We start from the raw sequence: 10,618 nt of genomic DNA, 5'->3' as shown, positions 1-10,618 counted from the left end.
TAGCTCTAGAGTCGAGTTACTCAGGTCAACGGTAGAGGAGACAGTGTTACCGTCCATTATCCAGAGTTGGTTATCTCCAGAACTATTGCGCCAAAGAACATCATCTTTGTTGTCAGCGTTGAAGTCAGCCGTAGCAGCAACTGTCCAGGTGGTGTCTTGGCTTTCAAGAGCAGCAGGGTTAGCAGGGGTGACCGGTTCTATTCCCTCGGCATTAAGATTAAGCTGGTAGGATGCATCGGTACCCGATGAATAGACTCGCAGATAATAATCTCCCGCCTCCAAATCACCAGAAAGGGTCACCGTTTTATTGTAAGTAGAGGCATTGTTTCCACCAACAATAACATTTACTCCTCCAGTAGTCTGAGTTTGAGTCTGGGTAACCGTCTGACTGCTAGACCCTCCACTATTTTGATTGTTATTCTGATTTTGATTCTGGGTGACAGAATAGTTTATTCCGCCATTATTGTTGCCAACAATCTGATTCGCACCAACTTGAATTTGACTCTGGTGATTAACCAGAGAACCTCCACCACTCTGACTATTGTTGAGGTTAACGTTTTGGCTGACTGAAGAGTTAACAATGCCACTATTATTAGTATTGCTATTCTGACTCCCATTAATGACAACACTTGCGCTCAGTCCACTACTATTAGTGATGGTATTGCCATTGACATCGGAAGATAGCAATGTTTCTCCCGCATCGATCTGCCCATTGTTATTCACATCGCGGTAGAACTCAAAACCATACTGACCGCCTTCAATGGTTAGGTTGAAATCCTTGGTTGTATCAAGATCGAAACGATAATAATCATCCGAGTCAGTTGAGCCGACCAGATCGTTAAAAACCCTCGATCCATCAAGAGTACCAAGATCGAGTGCCGTGTTGAGAGTATTGTCAGTTCCATTTGAACCGTTATTTTGTAACGTATCAACGGTTCTATCTGAAAATTGCAGCGTTTCAATATTTTCTAGGGTATCTGTTCCTAATGAACCGGTTACCGTGACCATTGTTCCATCAATAGTAATGGAGTAGTCATTGTAATTTCCGTCATAGATTGCTAGGTCATATCCAGTTCCACCATTTACGGAATTTTGGGAATTGAATCCGTCGCCAATATTTATTGTGTCGTCACCATCACCTGTGTCTATAGAATTGACTCCATTGCCAACCGTTATCACGTCATTACCATTACCTGTATCTATAGACTTTACTCCATGTCCAACCGTTATAATGTTATTACCATCACCGGCATCTATAAACGTGACTCCATCGCCGACCGTTATAATGTTATTACCATTACCGGCATCTATAAAACTGACTCCATTGCCAACAGTTATAACGTTATTACCATCACCGGCATCTATACGATCGGTTCCACTACCAGCATTAATTGTATCATTACCTTTATAGCCAAAGATTGTATCATTACCAGCAGTTCCATTGAGAAGATCGTCCCCATCAGTCCCATGAATATTGTTTGTACCTCCAGAACCTGGTGTTGCTTCAGCACCAAGATTAAGTTGGTATGATGCATTACTACCAGACGAATACACTTGCAGATAGTAATTTCCTTCTCCTAAATTTCCCGCGAGATTGAGTGTTTTTCGAGAAGTCTGCACGCCGTTAATGCTACTATTGCTATTACTCAGTGAAGTGCTCAATCCACTAGATGTCAGAGACCCATTTTCTAGAGAGACGATCCTCTCCCCAGCATCTGTCTGTCCATTGTTGTTAGCATCTCGATATAGCCCAAGATTATAATTTCCTCCATCAATTTTTAAATCAAAACTGCTATTTGATTCCAGGTTAAAGCGATAGTAGTCATTCGGGTCACTTGGCCCTACAAAGTCATTGAATTGTCGAGATGTACTCAAATTTCCTAAATCTCGTGCTGTGCTTGGAGTATTGTCAGTCATAATGAAAATTCCTCATATCTCAGAGTATCCAAAACAATTCTGAGCTTTAGCTCTAGTTGGAAGTTGGATACTGTGATTTAATCAAATACCAATTAGTTTATCCACTCATATCTCATTGGTATTTTTTGGAAGCCAACCTAGTTTTTGTAGGTTGGAATTACAGATGTCCAAAGTATTTCTGAGCTGTAGCTTAAGTTGGATACCGCAATTCAATCACATCCCAATTGATTTATCTACGCATATCTCATGGGTGTTTTGTAGAAATAAACCCAGTTTTCATAGGTTATAATTACGGGTATACTGAGTTTCAGTTCAATCAGAGTGCAAGCTCATACAAAACCTAGTCTTATGCTTTCTGCCTGTCAAGAAGCCATTAATGCACAACCGACCTTAGATCTCGATGCACTTATCGAACACATGCAGAAGATTAAGGGCAAACCTTTATCTAAAGCCGAGCAAGAATACTTGGGTTGCTTAATTTGTGGATATACTGGATACGAAATGGCGTTTCGTCGTAGATATAAGCGCAACCCAAAGCTTGCAGAAGATTTTGGTCAGAAAGAGATTCATCAAAAATCTAAAACCATCACGAGTGATACAGCATCTAGGTTTATACGTGACGTGCTTAAAGAAATTCTTAATCTTGATTCACAGCAGGAGAGATTACCTAGTAGTAAACACTTAATCGCTTGTCTCAAAGCAGCAGGATTTGAGAAACAAACATCTCAGTCTCTAGAAGATAAAGATAGCCAGATCCTTAATATTATGTTACAAATCCCCCCTGGGGTTACCCTAAGCCGACAGCAGCTTGAAGAGGCTGTAAAACTTCTAGAAAAAATGTTACCTGGAAAATTTATCTGCTTTCTTAAATCACTGGAAATTAAGGAATAAATTACGTTTATGTCTGACCTCAACTCTAACTCTAATGTCAATTCAACGGCTTTGGTCTTCCAAGGCGACAATCGTGCCTATGAGAAACTGCAAGCTCTCTGGCAATCTGGCAAGCTGGAGCAGATGCTCGGTTTTCCTGTTGCTCAAGTCGGACTGTTACCAGAAATTCCCAACCTTAACTCTCAACCTCACAATCTTGGCCAGTGGCTCAAGGGTTCTCTCTTCAGGGATGGTTGGAGAATGGCTCAAGGGACTCTAGTTACTTTGCTCAATCTTTATTCTCCCCTGGCTTCTGCCTACCGCAGTCCAACTCAAGCTCGGCTGAACGAACTTACTTCCAGCCCAGATTCGCCAGCTAATCGAACAGATTTGGAGGAACTTCTTCAGCAAGCTGCATCAGATCGAGTGAAATTGGCGGTTATTGGAAAAATAATCGATCGAGACCCTGAGAATGCAGTAGCTCTAGAAGCTCTTAAGTTACTGTTGGCTAATCGTTCTGAACACATTCGTCGCTTGGCTGCTTTTTATTTAGGGCAATGCACTGATGAAGATTCTGGTATTCTAGAGGCTCTAGTTGAGCAAATTCGGCAAGAAGAGGATAGCGAGGCTTGTTGGCAAATGGCAATGAGTTTGGGTCAAATTGCACCAGAACACCCAGAAGCGGCGATCGCACAAACCAAAGCTATCCAACTTGGCAGTTATCCCCTTGTACTTCTAGTCGCTCTTAAATTGAGCCAAGCACAATCCGATCAAATCGATATATTTCTACAAGTTAAACAACAAGGAGAAGAACCAACCAACTTACCTGAAGGCTTAGAATTAGTGGTGTTAGACAGCAATGGCAATAAAGTCCCCAGAGACTCATCTTCATCAGAATATCTAGAAAAAGTAGCTCTCGCTGATGATATTTGCTTGCCTCTAGAACTTTATGGCTCTCCTGGAGAAGAATTTACAGTCAGTCTCAAGTATCAAGAGGACAGGATCGCTGAAACGTTTATCATCTAGTCTTCCGCAAGGTTCTCCTGCAAGAGTTGTACAATCTCTGGTAACATTCGGTTCAATGCTAGAAAGGTGGGACTATTTTCAGATAATTCCACCATCATTCCTAGCAATTGTCGGACTGCATTTATCGCCAACTTCTGAGCTTGTTCCTCTTGAAGATTTTGTCCCGCAGATGCCAGCATTTGAAGCTTGTCTAAGGCTTCTACACGATCTTCATCATCTAGAGATGGATCGTAGAGGACCGTAGCCTGTAGTTGTTCCAATAGCTCTGTAACTCTAGGTTGACCAACACCTCGAATATCCTGCCAAGTCCAAGGAATTTCAGCAGGATTTTGACAAATTATAGGTAACCAACTGGCACAGAAAAATTGATTGTCTAATTCCCTTAACTTTTCTCTTGCTTGGCGAACCGATAAGTAAAGAGATTCACCCTGAGCAAACGTATCCATAAAATATTGCAGGAATTTATGAGCAACAACATCGGGTACTGGCTCTCGCATCACAATAATTTGCGGGATCTGTAATCTGGCTAATTGTTGAGCTAAACCCAAACCATCACAGGAGTTAAAGATGGCTAACTTTAGACCTTGCTCAATTCCTATTTGCAGTGCATCTTGCAACTGTTCAATCGTTAAACTGTCGGTTGAATTAATGTAGATACATCCCGTATCTCCTTGACTTTCGCTGTGTCCGGCAAAAAAGAGAATATCCCATCCTCTGATATCTTGCAGGGTTTCCTCTAATTCAGATTGCTGAGGTTCAACTAAGCAAACAGTCTCTGCGGTTTCAATGCCTTCTAGTAACCGCCGGTCTCGCTCAAGATCGATACCTTCAGAGTTACCAAGAACAATTAACACTCGAACATTATGCCTTGTATTGGGAGATTTTTCAACGAGATCGTAGGCTGTCGTACTCAGAGCAACTTCAGCCTTTTCATATTTTTCAAACCAGTTCCATAGCTGCCAAGGCAGTTGCCGCAGTAGAGGATCTTCAGTTTGAATCAAGACTCGAATCTCATAGTTATAGGGGAGCTGGGCCTGTAATTTTTCTCGAACTGGAAGAAATGCTTCTGAATTTAGCCATTCATTGATAGCTTGTGATAATCTCTGAGCAGATTCATCTAATTCTCGCTGAAATGAAGTGTTAGGAATTTGTTTTCTCCGGCCACCTAACCTCAAATTTTGTCCGACGGTGCGGTAAGTATCTTGCCAGGTTAATAATGCAGTAGGTAACTCCGCAGAAGGGGGAAGCTGACCAGGCATCTCATTGGAAGGCAGTGCAGCATAATCACCAACTTGCAAGATCAGAGGAAAGCCTGTCTCAAAATTGCCTGCTCCAATCTTCAGCATTACTCGTTTACCTACATAAATTTTATTCTCCAGCACTTGGGAATCTTTAAAAGTTGTTGCGATCATTCCCATGAATACCTGAATTTGACGATCTTTATCAGCAAGTATCGATAAAAGCTTCTGATCTGGAGAAGATTGAAGACGTTTGTACTCTCTAAAGTATTCGGCATGAAGTGGCGATCGGTCAGTACCGTTTGCCACTTTTGCTCTTATAAGAAGGTGATCTTGATTTTTACCTCGCCGTTCGATTGAAACAATTTCAATGTTTGCTTCTGGATGATTATCCATTAATTGATCTAGTGAAATTGCAATTGCCCGTGGATCAATATCCTGACGATGGTAAAGATCGAGAGTCTCTTTGAGAGGAGTGATAAAATCAGCAAAATCGCCGGGTTCAAATCTGTCGTTACGATTATCGGGTTTACGCCCTGTATCCGGGTTATCCTCAGTTGGTAAATGAGTAAAGATAAATTCACATCTTATATTATCTAACTTGGTTTCAGCACTAATACGCCAGTCTTGAATAAAAGCACCGGTCAAACAAGCACCTGTTAAGTCAGCTCGATCGAGTTGAGTTTGCACAAGCTTGGCAAGAGATAGGTCAGCACCCTGTAACAAGGTGTATCCCAAATCAGCACCAATAAAATTTGCCTTTCTAAGATTAGCACCGATTAGGTTAACACCCCTCAAAGACATTCGTTCAAAATTTTTATCTTCCCCATTTCGAGTAACAAGCAACTGTAAAATTATAGGAACATTCAAATAACTTTCACCGACAACAGCATATTCTAATTCTTTAGCATTAGTCCAGTTTGTATGGACTATAGTGGACTGAGTAAACCAAGAATTCTTAAGCTGTGCATAAGAAAAGTTAACACCCGTTAAGTCACTACATTGGAAGCTAGTTCCGCCTAATGATGAAATTGATAAAATCAATTGTCGAACAACGGAAAATTTTGTCGATCCACAAACCGCTTGCCTACCTATGTAGTTACCTAAAACAATTAAAATCGTTAATATTAGAGCAGCAAGTAAGATCGCCCACCCTCTTTCACTTTCAATGACCGTAGCAACTATTGCTCGAGAAAGGTTAAGTGCGCCAAACTGCTGACGGAGTTCAGATACTACAGTATCTAAATCATTGCTATTTTCTATAATATTGGATGAATATCTAACCAGTTGCTGGATGGCTCCAAAGCCAACAAAGCAGCCCAAACTTCCTAAACTAAAACTAATATGGGTAGCATACTTAGAATTTGTAACCACAGCCCCAACTCCTGTAGCGATCGCCTGCAACAAGCTGGCAACTACGATTAATGCAGAAACTAGGGCAGTGGCTCCAACCCCTGGTAGTATTCTCAGAGCTGTACCGACAATGGACAGCACAGTGACAACACTAGCAGCTAATGTGAGAATTCCTGGAATATATCCTCGCCATACTGTAACCACAGAGAACGTTACCAAAACTAACCAAGCAATAACGCCAGATATTAGACGGTAATCTTCAAAGTTAATAAAGTAAGGTTGCAACATGCCTGCTGCGATCGTACCTGTTAAACCACTCACAAGACCTGCTAATATTGCTGTCGCAACTGAAGTGAATAGCCAGAAAATAATCCAATGATTTGGCAGTCCACAAATAACATGGCTAAAGTCAGCTCCATTGAGTTTTGCATTTTTGAAGTTTGCACCACGTAGGTCTGCATGACTAAAATTACTACCTTCTAACTTTCGATCTACGAAGGATTTGCCCTGGAGATTAGCACCACTGAAGTTGTAATTCATATTATCTTTAATTTAAAACGATCGAACATATAGCTAAACACATTTAATAAATAGCTGTAATTATTTTAAATTAAAGTAAGCATCAATATCTTCCAATATCTCGATCGCTTTAGGTGATAATTCAGATTGAGATTGCACCTCTAGAAATATCCCTCTTAACCATTGAACAGATTTTCTCACTTTCCTAACAAAATGTACTTTCCCCAAAATGGCACAGTCTAATATTTCTCTCAATTGAATTATTGCTTCTATTTGGTCAGACTCTGATAGGTCTAGATTAATAATCAATTGTTGAAGTTCTAAGATTAATTGACTTAATCGATTTAAGCTGAACTCATTAGAAGATTCAATTATCATAATTGCCTTTTCCAAATCAGCGTTGGTTGACTCTAAACTTCCATAAACTCCTTGAATCATACTTTCGATGCTCTTAACTCTCTCATTAGGGATGTCTATTAAAACCCTCGGATCGTTATGAGGTAGAGATTTGAGTAAATTATAATCCCGAAAATATTCTTGGCTTAACCTGGAGAAATCAACCCCTTCACTTGTTTTTGCTCTTAATAGCAATTTGCCTTCTCCTTTTCTCTCCATTGCCAGTAGTTCAATGTCCGATTCAGGATGGTTTTCTATTAACTTTTGAAAGGCAAATGCTACGGCACGGGGATCGACTTGCTGGTTGTGATATAGATCTAAAGTTCTGACTAACGGAGCAATGAAATCAGCAAAATCTCCATCTTTAAAATACTCCTCTCGATTGTCCGGTTTACGGAAACAATCGCGATTATCGGGTGTTGGGAGTCTCATATAAATATATTGACACTGAATATTATCTAGCTTAGTGTCAACAGTTATTCCCCAATCTTGAATGTATGCTCCGGTCAAACAAGCACCTGTTAAGTCAGTTTTATCTAAGTCTGCTTGGACTAGTTTGGCATCAGATAAGTTAGCATATCTCAACCATGTATTACTTAAGTCTGCACCAATAAAGCTTGCCTCATGAAGTTCTAAGTTGCATAGATTCAGACCCTGTAAATTCATGCGATCGAAGTTTTCACTTCTGCCTTGGCCTGTCAACAACAAATTTCTAATTTTTGGATTGTCTAAATAACTAGAACCGACGAGTGATGTATTGAGATGTTTAACTTCTAACCAGCAAGTACGATCGATTTTTGCTTGTCTAAAATTACAGTTTCTCAGTACAGATCCTGTTAAATTCGCATTTGATAACTCGGCTTGACTAAAATTTGTACCTCCTAATGCGGCCATTGTTGCTGCCAAACTTCTAATCAATGTAAATCGCTGGTCTTCAGCTATTGTCTTTTGACCAATGTAGCCACCAAGTCCCAAAATTAGACCTGATATAAGAATAGCAGATAGTTGACCTAGTAATGGTTGATTCGTTGCCGTAATTGTAAGAGCTTTCGCGATCGCTCCATCCCCTGATTCTGTAACAGTTTGAGCAATAGACCAAACAACAAAACTGAATATCAATCCAGATATCGAACTCATTACAGCAGTCAGTATCCTTAAGGGTCTAGATCGATCGATTAGAAGACTAATTGCTACAGAAGCTGACATCGTTATGTTGCCCACTAAAAACCAAGCAACAGCAAGAGCTACTGCACCAGTACCTGCAAGAATTGGTTGAAATAAATTACTTAATGGGACTAATGTAGAAATTGTAATAGTTGTTGCTACACCTCCTATAAGTATTCCGGAAGAGAGCGTCATTATTGTAAAAACACTTAGGGAGATTACAATAATGACTGATGGAATCAACGTAAACTCATCTGTAAATCTATTAGTGGCTGTACTCACTATCGTAATTCCTGACTGTATAGCAGCAATCGTGGCTATTGCTGCTAGAGTAATCGAAAAAATGGTGAGACCAATAATCCAACTATATGATTGTCCTGCCTCAACCTTACAAAACTGAGCATTATCTAATCTTGCTTCTTTGAAATTTGTACTACGAATATTAGCACCATTCAAATTTATATCAGGTAACCCTTGGCTGGCTAGGGATTGACCCACCAGATTAATGCCCTGAAAATTTCTTCTTCCTAATGAATATAACTTGATCAATTCTTTAGCTTTCATCTCTTATTCAACTCAGGGTTGACAATCAACTAGGGTTTCACAAAAATCTAGTAATCGATTCATCCCCCAAAAATGATCTTCTAAATCATTTGTTTTACTAATGTGGCTGATATGCCCACCTTTTTTTGTTAGGATTAGATGAGCATTTCTATTTTGAGCCATTCGCTGTTTCATCTGCGGCCATATGCTGGGTTCAAAGAGAGGGTCATTTTGGGAATAAATAATTAGATAAGGAAGAGCCAACTGATCTAAAAAGTAAAGAGCGCTAGTTTGGTGATAATATTCAAAAATGCTGTTAAATCCGTAGTAGTCAATAACCATTTCCCGATCATAATTATCGATTGAAGTGATGCGTTCTACAGCACCTGGTTTTAAGGTATGGGGAAAAAGTTCTCGGCGTTTTTCCCCTTCAGCGCGGAAGTTACGAACAAAACTCTGCTCAATCTTTCTACCGATTGATGTTTTTCGTAAATGAACCAGAGAAAGGTTAGACTCTAGGTGGGTTGAGAGAGTTGCTGCACCACATATTTTGGAACACTTTGTTTCCATTGCCGCTTTCAATCCCCATAATGCTAATTGTCCTCCCATTGAGACACCAGCGAGAATAACTGGGGCTGGGTAACCCATTTTTGTCAGTTGTTCTGCCAGATGGATTTGGTCTTGTCCTTCTCGCCAGCCGTAGGAGGAAGGAACGGGAGAAAGTTCTGCCGTTTTTCCGTGGCCTCGCCAATCATACAGAAGAATTGCAAAATTGCGGTTGTAAGCTTTGCGAGCAAACAAGTTAGCATACCAGGCTTTTTTGACAATTCCATTGAGACCTGTATTGAAGATGATCGTGCCTTTGGCATGGGTAGGACAACTCCATAATCCCCAGAGGGGAACCCCTTCAGCACCAGTAAATATCTGTTCTTGCCAAGCAGAGATTTGGGGCAGGTGACTTAACCAAGGAACATGATCGCCCCACCGTTGCCAGGTTTTTCCATACCAGTATTCTGTGGCGAGGGTTTGGATTAAACCATCATTGAAATATAGGGGAGGTTGATATTTAATCATTCTCTGTCCTAATTCCATTGTTCTGTTTCTTTTCTCAGATACCACATTGACCAACGCCAAACACGCCTACTCACTACAAGGGAGGCGATCGCTAGAGCATACTGTGGTGCAATCAATCTCATCAGCAGAAGCAAGTACATTGTAGCTTCCTTGCTGGATAGCGATCGCCTGGTCTAGGGGCGAGAGAATCATAAGGAAACACCCGTCTACCTAGCTCAACAATTGGAAAGTGAACAAAGAAAACCGGCCTTAAATCCTCTAAAATGAGGCCAGTCAACGACTACGCCCAAGCCCTGAGTCAGTTCAATTGCAACGCGAAAAGATTACCCTCTCCCAGCTAGAAACCTTTCTATTCAAGGCCGCTGATCTTCTGCGCGGCAACATGGACGCATCTGAATTTAAAGGGCATTTCTATTAATTGACTATAGCCTAAATTTATGAGAGAACCAAATTTGTATTCTAAACTACAAAAAACTAACAAAAAAGCGTGTAATATTCCGTGAGGAAATAATCTAACC

General features: G+C 40.5%; 6 protein-coding genes and 1 pseudogene. 2 read left to right on the top strand and 5 right to left on the bottom strand.

Annotated elements, in window-relative coordinates; translation table 11 throughout:
* Window positions 1-1,917 (bottom strand): annotated as a pseudogene (locus tag J7545_RS18770) (hypothetical protein); the annotation flags it as partial.
* A gap of 348 nt (window positions 1,918-2,265) precedes the next feature.
* On the opposite strand from J7545_RS18770, the gene J7545_RS18765 reads away from it, so the two are divergent.
* Window positions 2,266-2,808: a hypothetical protein gene (locus J7545_RS18765; RefSeq protein ID WP_318719994.1), complete on the top strand. Its 543-nt coding sequence runs from the start codon at window positions 2,266-2,268 to the stop codon at window positions 2,806-2,808.
* 9 nt (window positions 2,809-2,817) lie between these two features.
* Window positions 2,818-3,813 (top strand): DUF1822 family protein, encoded by a 996-nt coding sequence (locus J7545_RS18760; protein WP_318719993.1) that lies wholly within the window; start codon window positions 2,818-2,820, stop codon window positions 3,811-3,813.
* On the opposite strand, the gene J7545_RS18755 is transcribed toward J7545_RS18760, so the two are convergent.
* The 4 genes from J7545_RS18755 to J7545_RS18740 form a co-directional block, all read right to left on the bottom strand.
* The gene (locus tag J7545_RS18755) at window positions 3,810-6,944 is read right to left on the bottom strand and encodes a pentapeptide repeat-containing protein (protein WP_318719992.1); all 3,135 of its coding nucleotides are present in this window, start codon (window positions 6,942-6,944) and stop codon (window positions 3,810-3,812) included. The genes J7545_RS18760 and J7545_RS18755 overlap by 4 nt on opposite strands.
* A gap of 60 nt (window positions 6,945-7,004) precedes the next feature.
* Window positions 7,005-9,047: a pentapeptide repeat-containing protein gene (locus tag J7545_RS18750; RefSeq protein WP_318700893.1), complete on the bottom strand. Its 2,043-nt coding sequence runs from the start codon at window positions 9,045-9,047 to the stop codon at window positions 7,005-7,007.
* Window positions 9,048-9,059: 12 nt separating this feature from the next.
* Window positions 9,060-10,100, bottom strand: coding sequence for a YheT family hydrolase (locus tag J7545_RS18745; protein WP_318700891.1), 1,041 nt, complete (start codon window positions 10,098-10,100; stop codon window positions 9,060-9,062).
* Between the two features lie 66 nt (window positions 10,101-10,166).
* Complete coding sequence (locus J7545_RS18740; protein WP_318700890.1) at window positions 10,167-10,292, bottom strand: hypothetical protein; 126 nt, start codon at window positions 10,290-10,292, stop codon at window positions 10,167-10,169.
* Between the last annotated feature and the right edge of the window lie 326 nt (window positions 10,293-10,618).

Origin of the sequence: Roseofilum sp. SBFL (assembly GCF_017746885.1) — a bacterium.
GTDB lineage: Bacteria > Cyanobacteriota > Cyanobacteriia > Cyanobacteriales > Desertifilaceae > Roseofilum.
This window is presented reverse-complemented; position numbering and strand designations above follow the sequence as displayed.

Bases quoted from the DNA above. Each gene is read 5' to 3' on its own strand.
- J7545_RS18765 (WP_318719994.1), top strand. From the start codon at position 2,266: ATGCTTTCTGCCTGTCAAGAAGCCATTAATGCACAACCGACCTTAGAT.
- J7545_RS18760 (WP_318719993.1), top strand. From the start codon at position 2,818: ATGTCTGACCTCAACTCTAACTCTAATGTCAATTCAACGGCTTTGGTC.
- J7545_RS18755 (WP_318719992.1), bottom strand. From the start codon at position 6,944: ATGAATTACAACTTCAGTGGTGCTAATCTCCAGGGCAAATCCTTCGTA.
- J7545_RS18750 (WP_318700893.1), bottom strand. From the start codon at position 9,047: ATGAAAGCTAAAGAATTGATCAAGTTATATTCATTAGGAAGAAGAAAT.
- J7545_RS18745 (WP_318700891.1), bottom strand. From the start codon at position 10,100: ATGATTAAATATCAACCTCCCCTATATTTCAATGATGGTTTAATCCAA.
- J7545_RS18740 (WP_318700890.1), bottom strand. From the start codon at position 10,292: ATGATTCTCTCGCCCCTAGACCAGGCGATCGCTATCCAGCAAGGAAGC.